This is a genomic window from Sporosarcina sp. Marseille-Q4063 (genome assembly GCF_018309085.1).
Classification (GTDB): domain Bacteria; phylum Bacillota; class Bacilli; order Bacillales_A; family Planococcaceae; genus Sporosarcina.
Map to the genome: position 1 here is coordinate 2,206,405 of NZ_CP070502.1, position 24,112 is coordinate 2,230,516.

The 24,112-nt window shown below is 37.5% G+C and carries 22 protein-coding genes; 8 read left to right on the forward strand and 14 right to left on the reverse strand.

Annotation, left to right across the window (positions count from 1 at the left end; all coding sequences use genetic code 11):
• Positions 1-36: 36 nt before the first annotated feature.
• The 4 genes from JSQ81_RS11465 to JSQ81_RS11475 form a co-directional block, all read right to left on the reverse strand.
• Complete coding sequence (locus tag JSQ81_RS11465) at positions 37-2,475, reverse strand: restriction endonuclease-like protein (RefSeq protein WP_212604203.1); 2,439 nt, start codon at positions 2,473-2,475, stop codon at positions 37-39.
• The gene (locus JSQ81_RS11470) at positions 2,447-3,826 is read right to left on the reverse strand and encodes an McrB family protein (protein WP_249336526.1); all 1,380 of its coding nucleotides are present in this window, start codon (positions 3,824-3,826) and stop codon (positions 2,447-2,449) included. The genes JSQ81_RS11465 and JSQ81_RS11470 overlap by 29 nt, the downstream gene beginning before the upstream one ends.
• 681 nt (positions 3,827-4,507) lie before the next feature.
• Positions 4,508-4,693 carry a helix-turn-helix domain-containing protein gene (locus tag JSQ81_RS20235; RefSeq protein WP_371812366.1) on the reverse strand — a complete coding sequence of 62 codons (186 nt, stop codon included), beginning with the start codon at positions 4,691-4,693 and terminating at the stop codon, positions 4,508-4,510.
• A gap of 671 nt (positions 4,694-5,364) precedes the next feature.
• Positions 5,365-7,137, reverse strand: coding sequence for a DNA cytosine methyltransferase (locus JSQ81_RS11475; RefSeq protein WP_212604205.1), 1,773 nt, complete (start codon positions 7,135-7,137; stop codon positions 5,365-5,367).
• Positions 7,138-7,340: 203 nt separating this feature from the next.
• On the opposite strand from JSQ81_RS11475, the gene JSQ81_RS11480 reads away from it, so the two are divergent.
• Genes JSQ81_RS11480 through JSQ81_RS11490 form a run of 3 tightly spaced genes read left to right on the forward strand, consistent with a single transcriptional unit; the run spans position 7,341 to position 10,818 of the window.
• A complete protein-coding gene (locus JSQ81_RS11480) occupies positions 7,341-9,170 on the forward strand; it encodes a hypothetical protein (protein ID WP_212604206.1) in 1,830 nt (609 codons plus the stop codon).
• The gene (locus tag JSQ81_RS11485) at positions 9,167-10,057 is read left to right on the forward strand and encodes a hypothetical protein (protein WP_212604207.1); all 891 of its coding nucleotides are present in this window, start codon (positions 9,167-9,169) and stop codon (positions 10,055-10,057) included. The genes JSQ81_RS11480 and JSQ81_RS11485 overlap by 4 nt, the downstream gene beginning before the upstream one ends.
• The gene (locus JSQ81_RS11490; protein WP_212604208.1) at positions 10,054-10,818 is read left to right on the forward strand and encodes a DUF6339 family protein; all 765 of its coding nucleotides are present in this window, start codon (positions 10,054-10,056) and stop codon (positions 10,816-10,818) included. Before JSQ81_RS11485 ends, JSQ81_RS11490 begins: the two co-directional genes overlap by 4 nt.
• 115 nt (positions 10,819-10,933) lie before the next feature.
• On the opposite strand, the gene JSQ81_RS11495 is transcribed toward JSQ81_RS11490, so the two are convergent.
• The 3 genes from JSQ81_RS11495 to JSQ81_RS11505 all read right to left on the reverse strand — a co-directional run bounded on the left by JSQ81_RS11495 (position 10,934) and on the right by JSQ81_RS11505 (position 13,895).
• Positions 10,934-12,682 carry a DUF262 domain-containing protein gene (locus tag JSQ81_RS11495; protein ID WP_212604209.1) on the reverse strand — a complete coding sequence of 583 codons (1,749 nt, stop codon included), beginning with the start codon at positions 12,680-12,682 and terminating at the stop codon, positions 10,934-10,936.
• Between the two features lie 214 nt (positions 12,683-12,896).
• Positions 12,897-13,043: a hypothetical protein gene (locus tag JSQ81_RS11500; RefSeq protein ID WP_212604210.1), complete on the reverse strand. Its 147-nt coding sequence runs from the start codon at positions 13,041-13,043 to the stop codon at positions 12,897-12,899.
• Positions 13,044-13,082: 39 nt separating this feature from the next.
• Positions 13,083-13,895: a helix-turn-helix domain-containing protein gene (locus tag JSQ81_RS11505; RefSeq protein ID WP_212604211.1), complete on the reverse strand. Its 813-nt coding sequence runs from the start codon at positions 13,893-13,895 to the stop codon at positions 13,083-13,085.
• A gap of 178 nt (positions 13,896-14,073) precedes the next feature.
• On the opposite strand from JSQ81_RS11505, the gene JSQ81_RS11510 reads away from it, so the two are divergent.
• The 4 genes from JSQ81_RS11510 to JSQ81_RS11525 all read left to right on the forward strand — a co-directional run bounded on the left by JSQ81_RS11510 (position 14,074) and on the right by JSQ81_RS11525 (position 16,496).
• Positions 14,074-14,526 (forward strand): MarR family winged helix-turn-helix transcriptional regulator, encoded by a 453-nt coding sequence (locus JSQ81_RS11510; RefSeq protein ID WP_212604212.1) that lies wholly within the window; start codon positions 14,074-14,076, stop codon positions 14,524-14,526.
• A 23-nt stretch (positions 14,527-14,549) separates the two neighbouring features.
• Positions 14,550-15,041, forward strand: coding sequence for a spermidine/spermine N(1)-acetyltransferase (locus JSQ81_RS11515; RefSeq protein WP_212604213.1), 492 nt, complete (start codon positions 14,550-14,552; stop codon positions 15,039-15,041).
• 12 nt (positions 15,042-15,053) lie between these two features.
• Positions 15,054-15,677, forward strand: coding sequence for an FMN-binding negative transcriptional regulator (locus JSQ81_RS11520; protein ID WP_212604214.1), 624 nt, complete (start codon positions 15,054-15,056; stop codon positions 15,675-15,677).
• 63 nt (positions 15,678-15,740) lie between these two features.
• A complete protein-coding gene (locus JSQ81_RS11525; protein ID WP_212604215.1) occupies positions 15,741-16,496 on the forward strand; it encodes a hypothetical protein in 756 nt (251 codons plus the stop codon).
• 153 nt (positions 16,497-16,649) lie between these two features.
• Here the strand turns inward: JSQ81_RS11525 and JSQ81_RS11530 are convergent, their stop codons facing one another.
• From JSQ81_RS11530 to JSQ81_RS11540, 3 genes are all read right to left on the reverse strand, one after another.
• A complete protein-coding gene (locus JSQ81_RS11530) occupies positions 16,650-16,847 on the reverse strand; it encodes a hypothetical protein (RefSeq protein ID WP_212604216.1) in 198 nt (65 codons plus the stop codon).
• Between the two features lie 38 nt (positions 16,848-16,885).
• Complete coding sequence (locus tag JSQ81_RS11535) at positions 16,886-17,410, reverse strand: hypothetical protein (protein ID WP_212604217.1); 525 nt, start codon at positions 17,408-17,410, stop codon at positions 16,886-16,888.
• A gap of 524 nt (positions 17,411-17,934) precedes the next feature.
• Positions 17,935-18,798 carry a LysR family transcriptional regulator gene (locus JSQ81_RS11540; protein WP_212604218.1) on the reverse strand — a complete coding sequence of 288 codons (864 nt, stop codon included), beginning with the start codon at positions 18,796-18,798 and terminating at the stop codon, positions 17,935-17,937.
• A 118-nt stretch (positions 18,799-18,916) separates the two neighbouring features.
• On the opposite strand from JSQ81_RS11540, the gene JSQ81_RS11545 reads away from it, so the two are divergent.
• Complete coding sequence (locus JSQ81_RS11545; RefSeq protein WP_212607641.1) at positions 18,917-19,930, forward strand: DMT family transporter; 1,014 nt, start codon at positions 18,917-18,919, stop codon at positions 19,928-19,930.
• Positions 19,931-20,195: 265 nt separating this feature from the next.
• Here the strand turns inward: JSQ81_RS11545 and JSQ81_RS11550 are convergent, their stop codons facing one another.
• The 4 genes from JSQ81_RS11550 to JSQ81_RS11565 all read right to left on the reverse strand — a co-directional run bounded on the left by JSQ81_RS11550 (position 20,196) and on the right by JSQ81_RS11565 (position 24,103).
• Positions 20,196-21,158, reverse strand: coding sequence for a calcium/sodium antiporter (locus JSQ81_RS11550; RefSeq protein WP_212604219.1), 963 nt, complete (start codon positions 21,156-21,158; stop codon positions 20,196-20,198).
• A gap of 392 nt (positions 21,159-21,550) precedes the next feature.
• The gene (locus tag JSQ81_RS11555) at positions 21,551-21,742 is read right to left on the reverse strand and encodes a hypothetical protein (RefSeq protein WP_212604220.1); all 192 of its coding nucleotides are present in this window, start codon (positions 21,740-21,742) and stop codon (positions 21,551-21,553) included.
• 39 nt (positions 21,743-21,781) lie between these two features.
• Entirely contained in the window at positions 21,782-22,924 is a 1,143-nt protein-coding gene (locus JSQ81_RS11560) for a CaiB/BaiF CoA transferase family protein (RefSeq protein ID WP_371812369.1), read from the reverse strand.
• A gap of 24 nt (positions 22,925-22,948) precedes the next feature.
• The gene (locus JSQ81_RS11565) at positions 22,949-24,103 is read right to left on the reverse strand and encodes a thiolase family protein (RefSeq protein WP_212604221.1); all 1,155 of its coding nucleotides are present in this window, start codon (positions 24,101-24,103) and stop codon (positions 22,949-22,951) included.
• Between the last annotated feature and the right edge of the window lie 9 nt (positions 24,104-24,112).

A 24,112-nucleotide genomic window follows, 5' to 3' on the forward strand; every position in this document is an offset into this window, starting at 1 on the left:
TTAATAATAATAAAAAACAACACTTTATTTTCTGCTTTAATTCGGATAGATCAACTCAATCAACCGCTTAAAGATGAACGATTCATTTTCAAGAATCAAGTCCATATTTAATATCTCTTTAAAACCATCGCTACTAAATTCTAACTGTCTTCGCTCATTGTGAATATCTAATATATATTTATCGAACGTGAACGATACCACCTGGCTCGCCCTGTCTACAAACACATCATCTAAATTCACGCGAACATCATTCGAAATTCGTTGTGTGATTTTCCAAATAATGTCTTCTTCTTCTGTTTTTGAATGCAGATTCGCAAGCATATCCGCTCTGAGAAAGTTATTCGCGTAAACTGTCGCTTGGTTATGAATACGATATCCTTTTCCCTCAATCAACTTCTGTTGCCAACGACTGACCTTAAAATATATATTCAAACCGTCAATTTCGACATTTGTCACTTCCGCATAATATCTAATGTGTGTTGTTTCTTCCTCATAAATAGCGATGTATCGCATTCGTTGCCAACCTTTAACTAACTCCACAACCTGCATGACGTAACCTTTGGAAGTTAATAACCGATGTAATTCTTCGTCACCTTGTACAGCACAAATCAGCACCTGATCTACCGAATACGAGTTTTCAATTTCTTCATATGACCCTTTCGGTAGGATCCCCTCTTGCTGCAACTGAGCTGGACTTTTATTCAACAAGTTATCAATGAAACGATCTACTAATGTCGTTGCGTTTGGTAAAAAAGGAAAACCACCAATATTCACACTGTCAATACTTTCGTATAGCGGATGGTCCTTATATCTTTGCTCGTCATTCCAGGGAAATAACACATACGCCCCAAATGCTGTACGTTCATATCTTCCATCAGTATTGACAACGATGGAATCACGATAACGGTGCATTGTATTCACATCATCCTGCATTGGACCCGGCATATTCGGATTCGTTTCTAAATCTAAGCGATATTTTGCATCGAAAATATACTGGTATTGGTACTCTTTTCCTTTCTTACCGATACTCAACATGGTATCCGGCTTCTGTTGCACAGTCGGCACACGGTTGCTGGTCGTGTCAAACTGATATTTCAATGTTATTTCTTCTTTCGTTACAGGATGAACATACTTGCGCTCAGCCGTTCGCGATTTATTTAGATTAACAAAAAGCCCTTCTGAATTAACCTTCACAAAATCTTGGCTGATCGGTGTACACTTTTCATCTAGCAATCGACCGAGCTTTAAAAATGTCCAGTATTCATATAGTGTCGCTATATCTTTAACAGACATCTTATAGATCTCACCTTGAAGTACAATACTTTTACTAATCGTCGTGTACACTTGCAGCACATTACGGTAACCAGGAGCCATTTGCAATACTAAACTCACTACAGAACGATCTAACATCCCAATACCGCGCCAGAATAAATTTTTCTCCCTTTTTTCTACCCATTCAATCATCGAATCTAGTTTAGCCAATAAATCATTATCCACTCTGCCATATCCTCTGAAATAGGCCTTCTCTATAACACGTTTCAAATCTTTAAATCGAGTAACAATCCTTTGCATTGTCCACTTTACGTATCGGTTTTCATGCGTATCTGCAGTATGCTCTTTTCTTACCGATAACCCTTTTGTCGGCATCAAGCTTCTACCATGAAAGGGTATACCATTTGGAACCTCAATAAACATCCCAGCATTTTTACGCAGGTAAGCTAGGGATCTTGAATCCTGCCGCTTTAATTTATCCCCTCGCACTTCCACATAGTTTTTTCTCAACTGACGGTGCGATGTCTTCTCAATCCGTTCAATCGCAAGTTTATACTGACCATAATGCAATTCAATTAGCCGATAGAACTCTGCTAATGATGGCTCCTTATAAATCTTGGCACTTCCCTGCAAATAGGTACGTTTAATAAAATGGTAAGCAAGATTATAGATCTCCTCATTCACTTCATCCAACAAGGCTTTGTAGTCCTTTTTATAATCTAACTTTGTTGGAAATACCTCTAAAACGACAGACAGCAGTATTCGCTGATGACTTCCTCGAACTTCAAAAGAAGTTAACCCCACTTCATTACGAAAATGCAATGTACCAGTCAAAATATCTCTTCTTGAAATTTTACTTACTGCATTTCGAAATTCAGGAAATTCATGATAAAACGTTAACTGTTCCTCTGTTTTAGGCAAAATAATAATTTCATAACGCCCATTTTCAAAGAAGATAGGTAAAAGTTGTTGGGCTGAATAAGGGACAAGTTCTCCCAACATGACATTATATAATTGAACCTCATCTAGGCTCTCCGCACGGCACTGAAATTGCATCGAATCCTCGACCTTGAAAGGCATATGCTCATGAAGTTTGTTGTATTGCGGATGTGTTGCAGTCCCTTTAATAATACATGTCAATTCAGCCGTCTCAATGACCACCAACTCTTTGTCCTTAGGAGATCCAGAAAGACGTGAAGCCATCTAGGTGATACCTCCTCAGCATTTCCGCTACTTTTTTCGCGCTCCGAGGATATTTAGAAGATACCAACACATTTTCGGCATCATAGGGTACATCCGATAACCATTCAAACAAATCATTCAATAATTTATCAATGCGCCCATCACTTCCCGTAATACGCGGCAAGATTTTTTGCATCAGACAATAATCAAACGCCTCATATTCTTCTAACAATCCCATGTTCGTATTATGTACCATGTAAAAACATATTTCGTCACGCACACGGTAACCAATATGTGCATTCAACGGTTCAAGCAGGTCATTAATTTCGGATAACCTCCTTGAAATGTCCTCTATTAACTGTCTATGTGTACTATATACATCCTTCAACGAAATGTAATTTGCAGCCAATTGCTTATTCGAAATTCGTTGCATCTCTACCAGTTCCTGGTCTCCAAGGAAATCAAAGTTCTCCAAATAAATTTCATTAAATTCAATCGTATTTGCTCGGTCCAATACTTTTTTACTGAACGGATGGGTCGTCTCATCCATATTGACCGTACCGATAATATAAAGATTTTCGGGTAACCGCAAAGAATGGCCAATAAACTTCTTATCTAACAAATATGAGGTAGTAATCCGATCCCCATCCCTTTTACGGCTTTCCATCACACTTAACACATCACTAAAATAATACTCCACCCGTGCCAGGTTCATCTCATCAAGAAGAACAAAATGTGGTGAATCAGGACGATCCATCGCATGCTCTACCATTTCTGTCAACGGACCTTTCTGAAATTCATTCTTTAAATCCGGATAACCTAATAATTCCGATCCATCAGTCCAGTCCGGTCTAACTGGAATTAATTTAAACTGGCCATTCTCCTCTGTTGCACCGAGACTTTCAGCGAACAACTGCACAACTTTCGTCTTTCCAGTTCCGGAGATTCCAGAAATTATGACGAAAGGTTTGCTGCGTATGGAAAGATAGAGGTTTTTGATATTCGATAAGGAATAGTTAAAACCTTTCGAACTAATATAAGAATGGATATTTGAAACTAAATTTATATCCCGTAAAGGTTCTGGTTCTATTGGTGTTACTACATCTTCTGTAGGAACACTACCATGCTCTTTTAAGTAAAAAAGTGTTTCTAACTTCGTATACTTGATAGGATTACCAGAACTTGTATGAATAGAACTGACATCAAGTGATAATAATTGGTTACGTATGTCTTTATTAGCTAACTCTCCCTCTAATATAGTGCGTCCCTCATTTTCTGGATGTGCGTCCGCTGTAGATCCAGTTAGTTCATACACTTCTATAATTCTATTACTGTAAACAGCACAATAATATTTAATATTACGATCTTTCATTACCAATTTGACTCTCCAACTTACGCTTGTTGCTTGATAAAGTTCTTCAGGTGTCATATTTTCTTTATATGATTGATTGATTTTAATTAAGACTACATCTTCAACTTGATTATTGATAAATAACTCCCCCTTAATACCTTCAAATACTCTTTACTGCATTTTGTTTCCAATAATTCCGAACTTTTTACATATATCTATTCTCCTACACTCGCCACTCACTTTCAACTATCATTCCAACTTGTCCAGTCTGCATCTCCATTGCCGTCATCATAAATACTTAAATAATCCTCCCAAGTGATTATTTTTGTTAGACATTTCTCGTTGCAATACTGTGTACCATCTGATTCAAAGTAAAATTCCTCAAGCATAGGGCAACGCTAGTGTGCCGTCGTATTACCCGAACAAATTTCGAGTGTTTTGCTTTTTTGTTGATTGGAATGCGATAGTGATTGTTGTAGCGCTAGGGCTTCGAATAGTTCTTTTTTGTACCCGTAAATGCTGAATTTTAATAAGCGGCCGGTCTGTCCCCGGTAAATGCTGTAAAACCTGCTGATTTGCTGCTGGTCCTCTTCGCCTGAGTAAGAATTGAGAAGACTTTTGAATCTTTGGTAATGCGTGACGGTCACTTGCTTATACGTATTATGAATGTAAATATCTTTTTTACTTTTAAGATTAATAGCTTCATTTTCGGATTTGGTATGTTCTTCCGTTTTCTCTAGTGAATGGTTTTCTTTCGATGATTTTCAACTCTTCTAGTTTTCGAATAGATTGTTGAATTGTTCGTATTGTTTTTTCTATTGTTTTTGAGATGGTCTCCACCTTTAAATGAGCTATGCCTGGATATTTTACGGCATAGCGGCTTAACATTTTGATTACATGTGGGTCTGTTTCGTTTAATTGGAATTTATATCCATAAAGATGTGCCGCTAAAGCTTCGTTTAATTGGCGTTGATTGGTAAATGGTTGAAGTCTCTATAAATATTTCATATCAGTGATCCCACTGGTCAATTAAGATTTTCATTTGCTATATAGAGTGGGGGAGCTTTAAAAGGATACTTTTGAAAAAACAAATAAACCATCCTCTTTTATCACAAAAAAGAGATGGTTTAATTATAGATAACATCTGAATTCCTCCAGTATTTCTTAAATATCAGCAGGCAGTAGAATCTCGGCTTAATTGACTTCAGTGGAATTTTTTCAACAAATAATCCTCCAATGCTTTAATAAGTACACTTTTCTTCTTCAAAATCCCGCCATATGCAATAATCCGATGGTCTATCCAGGTTAAGCTTCTCCAGCAATATAATTGAATGATGACCAAACTAAACTGTGCTTTACATAGTTTGATCTAATCGATTAGGAGGTCTTAATTATGCTACTATAGTCTACTTATTAACCGAAACCTATCTAGCACTTCTTGTTTAAAATTGATAATTATAGCCATTAGTAGAACAGATCCAAGCAAAAATATTGTTTCCAGATATCCCGTCACCACTAAATCGTTTTTTATTATGAACTTTCATTCATCCCATACTATATTAATTATTGAATTCTGTTCTTAGTTTTTGTATTGGCTCTTCTCCTATAATTAATAAAAGTTGTTCTGCTACGGCTCTTGCTAGCAAAGGTGGCACTGCATTACCAATTTGTTGGTACTGCTTGTCTTTGGTTCCTTTAAAAATAAAATTATCTTTAAATGACTGTAAACGTGCAGCTTCCCGAATACTTAAAGCTACAGGATTTTCAGGATGTTGCCACATAGACTTTCGGACATTAATCACAGTAGGAGAAGGCTCATTATATTTCAGTCGTAAATATACCGTATTCTGTGTGCGTGAGCCATCCGTATAAGATACTTCTTTGAGTTCATCTGATAAACTGTGGAAGTTCTTTCCATTACGGTCTTTCAGTTCTTTAAATCGTTTCCTACTTAAAGGCCTACTTGCGGTATTGATATGGTTATAAATAATAGGTTTTGACATACCCGTTCTATAATAGGATTGCATTCGCGTTGTACTTTGGGGCTTATAAGTTAGTTTATAATCAGAAACTTCCGTTGTAGGATTTATTTTTTCCAAATCTCCAATCGCATCAAATACCGTAAAGGGTAGCCGATCCGAATCGACTTTCCGTGGCAACTCTACTGGTTTATCTTTAATATAATTCTCTTTTATTCCTAAAATCATAAACCGTGACCTGTTCTGCGGAGTATAAAAATCACTTGCCAACATCACATCTGACTTCGTCTGATAGCCTAGATACTTAAAGAAAACCTCTAAGTATTTTACAATATTATATGACTTCACTTTAACGACGACTTTCAATTTATCGGATGAATCAGTATCAATTTCTGCGTTACCTAAACAAAGAATATGTTCATAAACAAGCTCATTTAAATATCGTAAAAGTTGGTTGATATCAACAAAAATCATCAGTATTTGCAAAGACCTTTTATTATCTGTGTTAGCACCTGATATAAATAAATCTAAAATATATATCACATCAGACAAGATCTTTTCCAATATATCTTTTTCAATCACACTTGAGGTATCGTATTCTTTTAAACTCTCAATAATACTTTTAATTTCCTGTTTTTCTTTTATCTTTTCAGCATTATATAACTTTTCACTTTTCAGCCTACGCACAATACTCCGTATTCTAGATATATCCGATTCCTTCGGCAGTAGCGGTAAATGTACTTCGCCAGTTATCAAAGATTCCATTAGTGATTTTAACTGTATGTTTTCCGTATTGATTAACACTAAAGTATCTTCATCCCAAAATCTATTTTCATTTGTAGATGTGATTAATTCCATCAGATGTTCCTCGGAACTATAAGCATAGATTCCATCTGAAGTGCCTTCTGTTACAAAGAACTTGTGTGTATCCGAATTCATCGTTTTAACGTTTTCCATTAAAAATGCTATCGGTCTAATTTCATCAATGGCTCTAGCATATTCTTTAACTAGCTGATTGTTACCCGAAATCAAATAATTCTTTTGTCTATTGGCATTAGAGAAACCTTGGCAAGGTGGCCCTCCAATTACCACCGTTTCATTACGATCAATACTTTTTTCATCTATAAATCGCTTGAAATCTATTTTAGTTATATCACTAATATCGCTATTTTCAGGAGTTATGATTATATCTTTTTTATTACCCTGGTTATAAACATAAGTTTGAACTGCCTCTTTATTATTTTCAACTGCTCCAACTACTTTAAATCTGCCTGTTTGTTCAAATCCATTACTTAATCCACCAGCCCCTGCAAACAAATCTATTAAATTAATCTTTCTTTCTAAATTACCCATGATTTTCTCTCCCATGCTAAACACCTATAGATGCAGCATAGCTTAAGTTCACTATTTATTCAAGAGAACATCGAACGTATTTTCTATAATGAGGATAATTATTTGTATTTCGATGTAGATAAAATCACCCTCAATTCAATATACTGATTATATGAAACTAGAACTATGGTAATATTAAGTAAATACTACATTGGAGGTACATCATGCGAGCACATTGGAAATTCCCTTCTGCTGGAGGCGGTAATATTAGTGGATTAAATGAGACAGGGATAACACAGTTTAAATCGCTGCCTATTCAATCTGTTACAAAGGAAACATTGCAGGATTCACTGGATGCAAAAGCAACTAAAGATAAACCCTCTATCGTAAAGTTTTCTGTACTTTCAGTTCCACGGAAAGATATACCAGACATCGAAGGTTTAACAAAAATCTTCAATTTAGGCGAACAATACTGGCACCATCACGAGGAAGCAAAAGACTTCTTCGCTAACGGCAAAAAAGTCTTAGAGGATAGTAACATTAGTATTATGGCAATTCAAGATTACAATACTACAGGATTAAGTAATATCGGTGGTAGTAAAAGCGGTTCCAATAGCGGTGGTTGGGTTGCATTAGTACGCTCGACTGGAATTACCGAAAAAGGACCAGATGCGAGCGGTTCCTTCGGGATAGGTAAACACGCACCATTTGCAGCATCACAATTACAAACTGTGATTTACGGAACAATGAACGAAGAAGATGAGATTGGTTTTCAAGGGGTATCAAAAATTGCTTCATTCAGAGACTTCGATGGAGAAATTACACAAGGCACCGGCTATTTTGGTTATACAGAAACAAGAGACTTTATACCAATTACAAATAGCCAATTTGTCCCAGAGCCCTTTAAACGTTCAGAGCGGGGTACAGATAAATTCATCATCGGTCTTGTTGAAGAAAAAGACTGGAGTATTGAAGTACTAACAGAGGCCGTATCAAGCTTTATGCTAGCCATTTTAGATGAAAAATTAGAAGTCCACATAGATGATTTCATTTTAACAAAAGATACATTGGCCGAAGCCATTAAAAAAATTGAAAAACATGACCCAAATAATCTATCTATTGAATTTTACCAAGCACTTACATCATCAAAATCCAGAAAAATTGAAGGGACTTTTAAAACAGATGACGATAAAGACGAAATTATTGAATTAAGGCTACTTGCATCCAAGGGTTTTAAAAAAAGAGTTGTACTTTATCGTGGAACAGGAATGAAAATTTATGATCGCGGTCATTTTAGAACGCCTATCGAATTTGCAGGGGTTTTAACAGTAAAAGGTGAGCGCTTAAATGCTGTTCTACGTAAAATGGAACCCCCAACACATGATAAATGGGACCCAAACTTATTTAAAGAAAACACACGTTACGCTAAACGCCTGCATAAAGAGATTAATGCATGGCTAAATGAACAAACACGTAACTTAATTGACGTTTCTGATATTGAAAGCGTGGAATTAAAAGGGTTAGAAAAACTACTACCCGATGTAACCAAAAAAGAAAGCTCAATCGTTGAATTAGAACAAAAACAAATCAAACTTAAAACGGGGAAAATTAAACGACATAAACAGAGAAAAGTTGCTCCACGTAAAAAGGGTTTAGATGGTGGCAATGACGAGGATGGCATTGCATCACCTAATAATAAACCTTCTGGCACTGAAACGACGGGCGGGGGTACAGACAACAAACAGATACCAAACATACCAAAGGCACGTATCTCACGCGCCAGAGCTTTCTGTACAGATAGTGTTAATGGTAAATATACAATTCGTTTTTGGCCATCATCTGACGGTACACGCACTTTTTCTATAAAGAGTGTTGGTGAAAATAATAATCGTAACGATATCGATATTATGAATGCCAAGTTTAGCACAGGTGAATCTATTTCCTTAAAAGACAATTTAATAGGTCCTATCAATTTCACTTCTAAAGCAATGCTTGATGTTCACATTCAATTAAAAACACAAAATAAATTAGCCTTAGAGGTGCAAGCAAATTGAAAATACGTCCTAGGCGCTATCCTTATCCTGTTATTACACCTTTTGAGATAACAAATGAAAAATATGATTTTTCGTGCAAGCTAACAATGGAAGAAAATATAGAGTTAAGTATTCTGCATTTGAATGTGGATTTTCAAATAAAAAATGCCGTGTTAAAAAAACTTGTTCAAGAGAAAAAGGCTATATTTGCTTTACATTTGGAATGCCCTTCCACAATGAAACGCTTATTATTCAAAACGAACAATCCGCAGGACTCATTCGAGGTAGCCATCGCGGACCTAAATAAAACAGTTGACATTAATTTTTTCATTCTAGCTGATGTTGCTATTCAAGATTATACAAATACAGAAATCGACCCTTATTCTGAAGGTTTTACGTTCGAGTTAGTGAAAGGCGACTTACTGGCGATTGGGCCTCCGGAAACGCTAGAACTAGAGAAAGAACCCATTGTTGAAATGAATTCGATTTTCGAACTTATACCGACACATGATAAAAATGCCAAGCCTTTAATGATTGATTTATCTTCAGATAAAATACGAATACATCTACCAAAAGAAAGTTTTGAAATGATGTCTTATATACATGCAGCCACAATTTCAAGGGCTGATACTATTTTAGCTGCAATTTATTACACGCCAGCTATGGTAGAGGCACTCTATCAAATTAGAGATGCCTACACTTCTGAAGATGATATGCGAGTAGAAGATATTCGAGATACGGCATGGTTTAAATCAATTCGAGCTAGGTTACACCATATCAATATCGATATTGAACATTTACCTAGCGATAACATTATTGGGATTGCACACGAAATGTTAGATGATCCGAATCAAAAGGCAATGGCATATATTAAAGAGGAGCTTATCGGAGGTGACTATGAAGAATGAAATTATTAGAAGAGGCTACACTGCAACAATTAAAAGCAGAACTTGAAAATAATATAACATTATATCAACATGAACAACCTTTTATGGTTAAGCGTTTAAGTATAATAGAATACGAGAACCTATCAAGTAAACTTAATTTAACGCCTGATTCACCTTCAAAATACGATGCGGAAAACATACAAATTTTTCACGAGAAATTTAGAGACATTCCAATAGAATTAGCATCAGAAGAAAGTTTCTGGTCCTACTTTTCCCATGTTGAATTTTGGGAGTATATGCAAATACGCTGGCCTTTAAAAAACGATACAGATACATCTTCAATTCGTAATCGTTACTTTTTCGGAAAAGATCGGCCGCTATTTCGTCATGGTATAGCTCGCCTTTGGTGGTACGGCCATCTCACATACAATCCAGTACTGGATGATCCTTACCATTACACAAAAGTAGCGTTCAAAGACCAGGATCGAGCAAGATTATTAATTGAAACAGTTAATATATCGCGTAATAGAGTCGCCCTTTTCGCTACTTTAGATGTACTTCTCACACTAGATAATTGGACAGTCGAAGGAAAAATAGAAATAATCATGGGAGAGCGCGAAAATGTGATTCGCCCACTTATGCAATTTATCAACTCTGTCGGTGGCGTCATGATTTGGGATTTACTCTCACCCGAAGAGGCTGAGGAAAAGATTATGTCGTTTATTCATCAATTAATACAAGATAATATTATCGTATTTAAAAAATCACAAGTGCTAATATAATAGCTCTTGTGATTTTCTGGGTTTGTGCAGTCAAATAGTTTTCACGAACACGCAATCAATAAAACCAGCTTCCACTCAATATTATCGGGATTTTTCTTGTATATTTTATCGTCGCTCAGATATCAAACCAAATATGGGCTGCAAGTTTTTTCAAAGCTTGCCCTCTCCTTTCTATTTCATTTTTATTCCATCCCGCATTTACTGGATGATAATTATAGGCCATAATAGCTTTATCTAATTTTGTATTTTTTGTACCAGTATCTATGTCATTTACAATCGATTTACTTAAATAAGTTTGATTCGAGTAAACTTGCTTCTTGTTAGCGAATTCTTTGTTCTTTAAAGAACTATTTCCGGATCTGCTAATTAAAGTTAAATTACCGATTCTAGAAGTAAGTACATTATAATCCTCATCAGTTTCTTTAATATGTGACCATCCTACAGATTTTTCTTCTGGCATGATGTGCTCAATGGTAAATGATGAGTGATCAATTCCATCAAGAGCCATCCCCATTTTTTCTAGTATATATTTTATTTTTTTCCGATCAGACTTTTTCATTTTATAATCTGATAAAGCCGCTAATGCAAGATCTTTTTTATCTATTATCATAGTCCTTAGATCTTGGATGGCACTGTCCACAATTCCTTCATCGTTATTAACTTTTCTAAGTTTCCTTGAGATTCTATAAAGGTTTTTTTCTAACTCATTAAATCTGGAGTTTGTAATTATGTATGAAAAAATCAGGGACTCCATTAATTCATAAATTAAAGTCTGTTTTTCAGTTTTTAAATCTTTAGAAGCTAATACAATCACCAAAGTTTGTTTAACTCCCAATTTAATACAATTATCAATGGACTTTTCAAAGTTGCCGGACAAAACCTTAGTATATAAACTAGCTTCATTAATTATTTCATTAATAAATGTCAAAATCCCATTATTTGTTTTTAGGTTGAATCCTAAAATATTATCTGGATCATCGAGTTCCAGTTTTGTTTGTTTTTCAATCCATTCAAATAGCCTTGACTTTTGAACTAAATAACCTTTCGACATGATATAGTGTTTCAGAAATGTCGAAGTTGCAACAATGGACTTCCCTTTATCTGTGGTCAATTTTGAAATAAAATCATCCCATTTTTTTGCTACTAAAGAATAACTTTCATCAGTCAAATTACGTAACAGCATGTTTTTTAATAAATCCTCTGGTTGAAGCTTGGCTCCTCTGTCATTTAACGTCTCAAAAATCCTGAATGCTATATTTAAATCAGTGGTAACCATAGATACAATATGAACACGTCTTGCCAAGTATAAAATAAAGGCTTTTAATTCGTCCATAGACATATCACTTAACTCTTCCTCAATTACTTCTTTTGCAGTGAGCATATTTTTCTGGGATGTTGAAGTAATATTACTGCTATCTTCCTTATTATTAATAAGCTTCGTAAAAAAATGATCATCTTTATCGTGATGTTTTAACCTATTCATCGTAATTATGGAACCATCATGCTCAGATTGTGTATCCTTATATAGGTATGGTAAATAAAGATTTGCATGCGAAGTCTCACCGGCCTCTTGAAATCTTTTTACAGCAACCGCAAACATCAATGTAAGAGTTGTTATCCTTTGTTGCCCATCAACAACAACTTTATTTTCGGCACCAGTAGAAAAAACCATGCTGCCGATAAAATAATCTTGAGTCAAATCTTCCCCTATACTTTCTTTAATATCATCAATCAAATCTTTTATATTTTCTTTTGACCAAACAAAGTTTCTTTGAAGTAAGGGTATTTCGTAAAAGTCTTGCCCATTTAATAATCTTTCAATATTAACCAAACCATCTGAATAAAATTGTTTTGAACTACTCATAATTGAAATTCCCCCTATTAATACTACCCATCTTAATAACTATATCATTATAATACTTAACTTCATTGCATTACTGCAATAAGATCATAATTATCTATGTGGAGAAGACGCTTGAACCTCACCATATATTATTCTAATTTAGTATAGTAAATATTTTTCACATGGATCGAAAGTCTCCGTATAGTTTTACTGAAACCTTGCGGCATAAGCTTAATTATAAAATTATATCCCATTGCATCCCATCAAGTAATTCCAATTCCGGCACGGTTCGGATACTTTCACTACCGCAACTTTGACAATTAGCGATTTCATCTCCATGCATCGCATCACATTCATTGCAAACATAAAGTAATTTGTCCATTTGAATTTCTCCTTCTGCTATTCTTTTATATTAACTATATCAAAATTTGGAATTATCCGCCAAACAATTAAGCATTATTAATACAGTTGAAACACTATAGTCAATAAAAGCATCGCTAAATAATGTTTTTTCAATTAATTCCCGCAAGATGCCGTCATAATATCCGAACAGGTTTCGGATGTTTTTCTTTTTTGTAGATTGGAATGCGATAGTGATTGCTTGTAGTGACAGGGCTTCGAATAGTTCTTTTTTGTCCTGGTGAATGCTGAATTTTAATAAGCGGCAAGTCTGTCCACGGTAAATACCGTAAAGTCTGTTGATCTGCTGTTGGTTCTCTTCTCCTGTATAAGAATTAAGAAGACCTTTGAATCTTTGGTAATGCGTGACGGTCACTTGCTTATACGTATTATGACTATAAAGAACTTTTTTGCTTTTAAGATTAATAGCTTCATTTTCAGATTTGGGGTGTTCCTTCGTTGGGGCTGTAGGGCTGGTCGGCTCCTGTCGAGGTGACAATTCCGATATGACATTTGGAGGTAAAAAAACATACAAGTTCGCGCCGTAGCCCCCACTTACTTCCCTAGTGAATGACTTTCTTTCAATAATATTCAACTCTTCTAATTTGCGAATTGAACGTTGAATTGTTCTTGTTGCTTTTTTGATTGCCTTTGAAAGGGTGTCCAACTTCAAATGAGCGACACCGGGATATTTTACGGCATAGCGGCTTAACATTTCGATAACACTTCGATCTGTTTTATTTAATTCGAAATTACATCTAAATAAATGCGAGGATACGGCCTCGTTTAATTCGCGTTTGTTGGAAAATGGTTGATGATTCTTTAGATAGTCCATAACACGATCCCCCTGTTCGAATGATATTTTCATTTGATATATAGAGGGCGTTCTCGATAAAGGATACTTTTGAGAAAATAAAATATTATTATTGTTGCAAATGCAATAAAATTGAACTAGATTTAAGCTATGCCGTTTTATTGCATTTGCAACAAAACTATTTGATAAGGAGTTAATTATGAAGGAAATTCTTCGTGAAATTGGAATGATAGCAAGGGCATTGGATTCTATAAGTAATATAGAATTTAAAGAACTCGACCTTACTAAAGGGCAGTATTTGTACCTTGTGCGAATATGTGAAAATCCAGGAATCATTCAAGAAAAGTTGGCTGAGATGATAAAAGTAGATCGAACAACAGCTTCTCGTGCTATTAGAAAACTTGAAATTAATGGCTTTGTTGAGAAGACAGATGATGAACATAACAAAAAGATTAAAAAACTATATCCAACAGAGAAAGGGGAAAATGTTTATCCGTTTATAAAGAGAGAAAATGATTATTCCAATCTCGTTGCATTAGAAGGATTTTCTGAAAGTGAAGTAGAAACCCTTTCACACCTTCTTGAAAGAGTAAGAATGAATACAGAAAAAGATTGGGAGTTTGTGAAAAAAGGAAACAAGAGGAATTATTGATCATATAAAGGAGCGTTATATAAATGACTATAAATATAAAAAAGTGCAACCTTGAAGATTCACGCACACTTCAAAAAATTAGTTATGAAACATTTGACGAGACGTTTAAAGACCAGAATTCACCTGAAAATATGAAAGCTTATTTGGATAGGGCATTTAATTTAAAACAATTAGCAGCGGAACTATCCAATCCTTCTTCGCAATTCTATTTTGTTTATTTCAATCATGAAGTCGCTGGCTATTTGAAGGTCAATACGAATGATGATTCACTCGAAATCGAACGAATTTATATAAAGAACAATTTCCAAAAACATGGGCTGGGTAAGGTTCTTCTAAATAAGGCTATTGAAATTTCAATGGAACTTAATAAAAAGAAAATCTGGTTGGGCGTATGGGAAAAGAATGAAAATGCGATTGCTTTCTATAAGAAAATGGGGTTTGAACAAACTGGTGTCCACTCTTTTCACATGGGCGATGAGGAACAAATGGATTTTATCATGACTAGAACACTATAAAGGAGGATTATTATGTACATTCCAAAGCACTTCAAAATCACAAACGTTGATGAGATTTCGGGTTTTATTGAAAAAAACGCCTTCGGCACGATTGTCACGACAGAAAAAGGGAGACCGATTGCTACTCACTTGCCTTTCGGGTTGAAGAAAATAGATGATGATTACTATATCACTGGCCATATGGCTTATGGGAATCCTCAGTGGAAGACGTTTGAACACTGTGATGATGCGCTTGTCATGTTTCAAGGGCCTCACGCATACATTTCCTCTTCTTGGTATGGGCACGAGGAAGTTCCGACGTGGAATTATCAGGCCGTCCATGTGTATGGCAAAGCGAGTATTTTGGAAAAGGATGAGTTAATAGAAGATTTGACAGTCATGCTGGAAAAATATGAAGAAAATCGTGATGATCCTGTTTTGTGGGATAAACTTTCTCCCGGGCTTTTGGAAAATCAATTGAAAGGTATTGTTGGATTCAAGATTAAGGTGAAAGAAATTCAGGCTGCGTATAAGTTGAGTCAGAACCGTAATGAGACGGATTATGTGAATATTATTGATCAATTGCAAAATGAAGGAAGCCCGGATTCCAAGCGAATTGCGGAAGTGATGAATGAGCGTTTGAAAAGGCGCATGTAAGCCTATTTCGGAGGGATTGTTAGATTGTTTATTGTGCGATTCTTTTGTTGGAGGTGAGCATATTTGAAAAATCATTTAATGATAAGTGGCTTGTTGGAGAAGTTGATAGGGGCCAGCTTTTCAATATCCATATTTTTTATCATCATGTTTATCGGTAGTGGCTTTAATTTATTTGAATTTCATAATACGGTTACAGTGCCGGCGTTATGGATGATATTCTTTGGGTATGGAATGATTAGTTCCCTTGTTATTGATGTGATCGGGAAATTCATTCCTACATTTTCTTTTGGTAAGCAGTTATTGCTTTATCTATTGTTTGGCTATCTCATTTTTGTGGTTTTTATGCCCATCGAGTTTGCGCTGCTGGCTGGAACCGTTGGCGCTTTCTTCTCTTTTCTTTTTTTACTCGGGAAAGAAATACTGAAACCTGCTCGATGGTATAGCTGGCTTGTATTTGTGGTTCCACTTGCTTGCCTAGCGATCATGCCTTTTGACCATACCAGTAAGGTGGGGTGGCATGAGGTGGCAGATGATTCATCTGTAGAGGTTACATACGACTATTTTTATGGTGAGCATTTGATTCCCATTCATGGATCGCATGGTGAAAAGATTTACTTCGTGGTAGATCATCAAATTAGCGATGGCTATGGATATGGCGTTTCTGTTTATAATGAGGATGGCGATTATGCAGGGATGAATGATGAAAGCGGTGATGTCATTAGCGTAGAATTTGAAGAGGAATCGATAAAATATATTGCTGTTAGCGTTACAGGTGGAAGACAAAGTGGATTTCAGGTGAAATGGTGGAATGAGGAGTAGCCTGGTAAGCACGAAATGACTTACAAATGTACATCCCTAGCACTATTGCTTATCGTTATTTAAATTTAAACTAACAGACGTGAGTATGTAGCAAAAACCCGCGCCATTATTACGTATAAGGGCCAGTTCAGTGTCAAGTTCCCTTCATGATTTCTAATTAATTTCGTCTTCTAATTCCTTCTCAATTTCATCATCACTAACTGGAACAATTTCATCTTTAACCCCATACTTCGATTTTATCAACTGGCCAACCTCTGACTTATCAATCCCGTCCTTTACCGCTGCGAAGATTACTAAGTACAAAATAAATAAACCAACAATCCATAGTAAAATAGTTCCCCATACTTCCATTTGGCTCTACCCCCATTGATTATTTCATTAACCTGGATTTATAACTCATGCTCCTGATTTATTACTTCTATTGTCTCCGGAAGACTGATTAAATCAGACTCCGCTATGTGTTGGCTCGAAAGTTTTTCAAAGCCTGATTCAGTTAAATACATTAATACATTCTCGCCAAAGTCATGTGAAGTGTATATTGATGCATCGGTTTCATCCAAGATATCAAAATGGAAGAAAGTTGAATTCATTATATGGTCTTCTTGCATGCTTTTATAGATAAAATCTTTAATTCCATCATTCAAAACAACAGTGAGTAGGATGAGATTATCCTCAGCCTTCCCCTTTATATGATCAGGATCTAATATGATTAATTCCTTGATTCCATAGCCTGAATAACCTGTAGTATTTACATCCGTAACATCATCCGGCCAATACTTAAATCTTGCATTTGTGCCTTTCTCCAGAAAGAAGGTTGTGATTGCGATCCACGCTCGTTTTATTGACTGTTGACGGAACCCATGATCCTTTTCCAACTTTTCAAGGTTGCTTGTGTCCAGTTTGAAATTGTACAAGGTCACCTTACTCCTCACATCCCATATTTTAATATAAGATATATCACTAGTGGAGCTGCAGAAACTATAGTAAGGAAAAACACTCTTTTTGCGGTGTCTTTACATAGGCTATATAAGCTATTGAATAGATTGACGCAAGCTGGCAGTATTATAGGCATGTAAAAGCTGTTAATAGAAGCAGGGATTATTAATAGAAAAATTACAATAACAGTGCCATAATGAATTGTCTTTTTCATGACGGAATCCTTTTCCACCGTTTTATTCATAGAATATACCTGCCTTTCACTTCTTGAATAATATTCGACTACAGTGCCTTTTACTCCTTTAAATCCAAGAATTTATAAGGTACCTGTGCAAAGTGCAATTATGACAATTCACGACCTCGAATAATAATTCAAAGGGATAGCGACAATGTGTTATAAAGTCGATATCCCTTTTTTATTTTATGCAATTGTAGTGAATTAACTGAAGAGTGTCTTGCACAGGTACCTAAAAAATGTTCGGAAAAAGCACCTCAAAATAGTTTAAACCGCTTCGCCGTTGAAGACCTCAATCGTTTCGATGAACTTTTCGATTGTTGAGGTTAGGTAGGCGTTGGATCTTCTGATGAAGATTGTGTTGATTTCACTGTATTTTTGCGGGAGGGTGTGGCATTGGATGAGTCCTCTTTCCACCAAATGGGTGACTGCTGATTTGGGGACGAAAGTGACGCCGAGGCCTACCGTGACGCTGCTTAGAATTGTTTCTAATGTGCCGAATTCCATTACTTTTTGTGGTTTGACGTTTTGATCTTTGTACCATCTTTCTAACCTTGCCCTGTAACCGCATCCTTCGCTAAAGCATAGGAATGGCTCGTTTTTCAGTTCGGCAAGCGAGGTTTCTTTCGTGTCGGATATTAAGACGAGTTCTTCTTTAAAAACGTCGTGTGCGACTAGGTCAGGATGCAGTTCTGTTTCCGTGACGAAGGCGCCGTCTAGTTTATGATTCAAAACATCTGCCTGCAACTTTTCAGTAACGCCGGAGAACAGCGATAGATCTACATCTTGATACTTTTTATTGTAGGCGGAGAGAATATGCGGTAGATGGATGACGGTTTCTACGGTGCCGATTTCCAGTTTTCCAGCCGGTTCTTCTCTACTCTGAATTACTTTCTTCATTTCATTGGTCAACGACAATATCTTTTCGCTGTAGACCATTAGTTTTTTGCCTTCGGGCGTTAATGTCATCCCACGGTTGTGTCGGTTAAACAAAGGAGTATTCAGCTCGACTTCGAGTTTTTGGATTCTGGCTGTTACGTTTGATTGGACATAGCTTAACTCTCTTGCCGCAGCTGAAATCGTCCCTTTTTCCGCGACCATTTGAAATATCTCCAAGTCTTTAAATTCCATCTTTTTCGACTCCCTTTACTAGTTACCTTTATGGTATCACAAATAATGATAGCCATCATCATTATCGTTCGTTTTACATGATGTCTATTTTGGTGTCTAATTGAATACAGAGATAGAGATGAAGGAGACTTGGGATTCATTGAAAAACAAAGTTTTGTGGGGGGCTTTCTTGTGTTTTATAGCAAGCGCGTCCTGGGGCGCTATGTTTCCGGTTGCGAATCACGCGTTCAATTATATCGATCCGTTTTATTTCACGATTTTTCGTTACCTATCAGTTACAGTGATATTGGTTGTTCTTCTCTTATGGAAAGAAGGGACACAGGCTTTTCGTTTTGAAGGAAAAGGATTATCCTTGTTGTTCTTTGGGACGATGGCTTTTACCGTTTATAATTTGCTGATTTTCTGGGGGCAAGATTTACTTGGCGGACCTGGCGTCATGATTGCATCGATCAATGAAGCTTTGATGCCGATGATTTCCATTGTTATCGTTTGGCTGCTCAGTAGAAATCGACCACATGGGGTTACGCTATTCTTTGTATTCACCGCATTTGTCGGTGTATCGCTCGTCATCACCAAAGGGGACTTCGGAACGTTCCTAACTGCTACGAGTGACATTATTCCTTCGTTACTTATCTTTATTGCGGTCGTCGGCTGGGTAGTTTACACGATGGGCGGCAGTAAGTTTAGCGAAGACGGCTGGTCTGCACTACGTTTTTCAACGTTAAGTTGTTTGCTTGGAACGGCTGTAGCCACAATTGTCACGATTTTTTGTACGTATATCGGTTATGTTTCCGTGCCAACAATGGAAACAATCAAAACCGTCAGCCCGCATATCGCATTCATGGCGATTTTTCCAGGGCTCATTGCATTGCTTGGATGGAATATTGGCGTGGGGATTCTGACTCCATTAAACGCGCTGTTGTTCATTAACTTTGTACCTGTGACAACGCTAGTCGTTTCATTCTTCCAAGGAACTCAATTGACAACTTATGATTATATCGGAACTGCATTCATTATATTTTCGTTGATTGCCAATAATATATTCATCAGAATGCGCGAGAATAATACAACACCTCAAGTTCTGAGAAGAAGGTTGCGCGAAGTTCTTTCTTTATTGCAGAATCAGGGTTGATCGAATAATAAAAGCATCTTCACCCGCGAATTGAGATTCGTGAGGAAGATGCTTTTTAGATTAAAATTACTTTTGTTAGGTACCTGTGCAAGAAACTATTTTGACAATACACAATGCTAGGTACCTGTGCAAGAAACTATTTGGACAATACACTACAATTGCATAATGTCGAAATCATAGGTCGACTATATAACGGTTTGTATATATTCTCCCGAGTTTTTATCCAAGGTGGTGAATTGTCATAAATCAACCACGCACAGGTACCCTAGTTACGGAGTATGATGTAAACCATGTACACAATATATGAGATTGCAAGGAATATTCCTTCTCGCCTTCCAATTGTCAAACGCGTCAGGGCAAAAATAAGTACGACAATCGTATAGACAATAAGGATGGTGATGTCTGTAAATAATGAACTGTTTACACGGATTGGTGATATGGTTGCGGATGCCCCAAGCACAAATAAAATATTGAAAATGTTACTACCAATAATATTACCTAGTGCAATTTCACTCTCTTTTTTCCATGCAGCAACCGCTGACGTCACCAGTTCTGGTAAGGATGTACCGACAGCAACAATTGTCAATCCAACAAGAGCTTCACTCATTCCTAGGGAGAGGGCAATTTCTGTACTGTTTTTAACAACAAGGTCGCCTCCGAAAACAATGGCTGCAAGTCCACCTAAAGTAAAAGCTCCGTTTTTTACCCGGTTTTTATCTTTTTCTTCTATCTTGGATGGCTGCTCCCCAAAATCATTTCGACTTTTACGAGCCAGCTCGAAAATATAATATAGGAATACGGCAAAGATTAACAAAAGTATGATTCCATCGCTACGGGTTAGCATGTTATCAGAGAAATCCTGCAAAAAGATATCCGCCATCAACACAAGAAGAGTGATGCTAGCCAAAAAAGAAAAAGGGATTTCTTTACGTATGGTCTGACTTTTTACGATTAGAGGTGCGATAAATGCAGTCACACCTAGCACAAAAAGCGTATTGAATAAGTTGCTTCCCACAACATTTCCAAGTGATACATCATCGTTTCCATTTAACGCCGCAATAATACTGACCGTCGCTTCAGGCGAACTAGTCCCAAACGACACGATTGTCAGCCCCACTAGAATGGGTGGTACACGGAGGAGCGCCGAAATAGCAGATGCACCTTTGACAAAATAATCGGCTCCTATTATAAGCAACGCGAAGCCTACCAGTAATAATAGATAAGTCATTGTGAACTCCTTTTTTTTGTAATTGTAACAAATCGACAACGGCTACGCGAATTTAAGCTTATCAAGTAAATTTATTTGCACTTGGTAAAAGGGGGAGTTCGCGTATGACTAAATTTCGAAAAGAGCCCGATTCTATGTTGACATTAAAATAACACCTTACAATAATTATTGAAAGGTGTTATTTCGTCTCTCGATTCAATTGTTAAAACCAATGCGATTGGTTTACGAACGTTTAAATATAGGCATTTTAAAGACCGCTAATCCGTATGCGAATTAAGAAGTCTTTTTTGTGTTTTAGTTTAGATTTTGTACCATTGAACTGAACGGGTTATCTGCAATTGGAAAGAGCTGTCAAAACAGCTCATGGGCTTTTTAAACACAATAGAAGTTATCTATCTACCTTTACCTTGGTACAGTTTATCGGCCCTAAAAACACTAACCATTAGAATTACAAAAGATATAACGATGAAAAAAACCCAGTAACTATTATCTTTCATCGCAAGCCCTATCCCAATAATACTCAATACTATAGCTGAAATAAATCCTGACATCGCTTTTGCATCTTTCAACAATGTATAATTCATTATTTCTCCTTTCATCCCGTATTTAATTTGCAAGTACGATTAGCACAAAACCCCATTATCAAGTAACTCTACAATTTGCTCTTTCGTATAGCCATGCGCCAACAAAACTTCTTCAGTATGCTCCCCCAGCTGAGGACCAATATGAGTGTAAACCGGTTTTTTCGATGAAAATTTAAGTGGTGTGGCAATTTGCTTTTGCTCACCACCGACTGAATCCGACACTTCGATAATCATTCCCCGAGCCTTGAGTTGCGGATGTTCACATGCTTCCGCAAATGTTAAAACCGGTTCCACGCATCCTTCAAAGTCATCATTGAAAACTTCTAACCATTCATCAAAGTCTTTCTCTAAGAATGTCGCTTTGACTTCTTCTTTAAATCGCTGCTGATCAGCCCGTTTCTCGCTCATCGCAAACCCTATTAAATCCGGTTTTTGCAAAGCCTCACAAAGCAACATTCTAAATTGCGGCTCCAAGCTTCCGACCGAAAAGTAACGACCATCTTTTGTTTCATAATAATCATAGAAAGTACCGCCGTTCAGGAGCAATTCCTCCGGCTTTGGTTCCACGCCGTTGACAAGATAATCAGGGCCAAACATTGCATTCATCGCGAAAGATGCGTCGGTCATGCTGATATCAACATGCTGCCCTTCCCCGGTTTTTTCCCGGTGGAGCGCCGCCGCTAGAATCCCAACGACAGCATGCATTGATCCACCTGCGATGTCCGCAACTTGAATGCCCATTGTTGTTGGTTTTTCGTCTTTTCTTCTGGAGTAATCAAGCATTCCAGATAACGCTAAGTAATTATTGTCATGACCTGGTCGATTTTGATAAGGTCCCGATTGGCCATATCCGGTCAGCGAACAATAAATCAGTCGCGGATTCACTTGTTTCATTGATTCGTAATCGAGCCCTAATCGCTCCATCACGCCAGGTCGAAATTGTTCGATGACAATGTCGTAATCGAGCACCAGTTTCTTAACGACTTCAATCGATTCCTTCTTTTTCAAATCCAATGCGATAGAGCTTTTGGAACGATTCAAATGTTGATGCGTCGCTTGCATGCCGCTGAGTAAATCGGGTCTTGTCGACGACTCCACTTTCAGAACATCAGCGCCCATGTCCGCGAACATCATCGTTGCGTAAGGGCCTGGTAGTAACGTTGAAAAGTCTAATACTTTCATGCCTTGTAAAATACCGATTGCAAGTCACTCCCCTATCCGTTCGATTATCGTCGCGTTCGCCATGCCCATGCCTTCGCAAATGGCGAGTAATCCGTAGCGGCCGCCTGTGCGCTCTAATCGGTTCATGAGTGTGACTAATAGTTTCGTGCCGGTTGCACCGAGCGGATGACCTAGCGCGATGGCTCCCCCGCCTGTATTGAGTTTGTCGGGATCTGCGCCGATGTCTTTCAACCAAGCGAGCGGTACTTGAGCAAATGCTTCATTTACTTCGTACGTGTCCATATCGTCGATCGTCAGACCTGCTTTTTCCAACACTTTTCGCGTGGCTTCAATCGGGCCAGTCAACATGAGCGTCGGATCGGATCCAACAACGCTTCTTGCCACGATTCTAGCTTTCGGTTTCAAGCCAAGTTCGTCTGCTTTTTCACGTGACATGAGCAGGACTGCTGATGCGCCGTCACTCATTTGGCTCGCGTTACCTGCAGTGATGACGCCATTTTCGTCGAATACAGGGTTTAATTCGCCTAGAACTTCCACTGTGGAACCCTGTCTTGGACCTTCGTCGACTAAAACGGTTTTTACGGTTCCGTCTTCTTGCTCAACATCGACTGGCATAATTTCATTTTCGAAATGCCCTTCATTTATCGCATGAAACGCTTTTGTATGACTATCCGCCGAGTAACGATCCAAATCTTCCCGTGAAAATCCCCATTTTTCAACCATGCGTTCTGAGGACAAGCCTTGATTGATAATCTCGTATTTTTCCGTTAGCTTAGGACTCGGCTTCGTGCCTTTCATCGTCGACAACATCGGCACGCGCGTCATGTTTTCCACGCCGCCCGCGATGACGATATCCATATCTCCCGAAGCAATCGCTTGAGCTGCGAAATGGACCGCTTGTTGGCTCGATCCGCATTGACGGTCGATCGTGACGCCCGGGACATGAATCGGGAATCCGGCAATCAGCGCCGCGGTTCTCGCGATATTGCTTCCCTGTTCGCCCATTTGCGTCACGCAACCTAAAATGACATCCTCCACATCACCTTTATCAATTCCAGCGCGCGCAACGAGCCCGTCAAGCACGACAGCCGCCAGTTCATCCGGCCTGTATCCTGCGAACATTCCTTTTCTTCGTCCAACTGCCGTGCGAACCCCTTCTACAATTACAACTTCAGTCATTTTACGTTC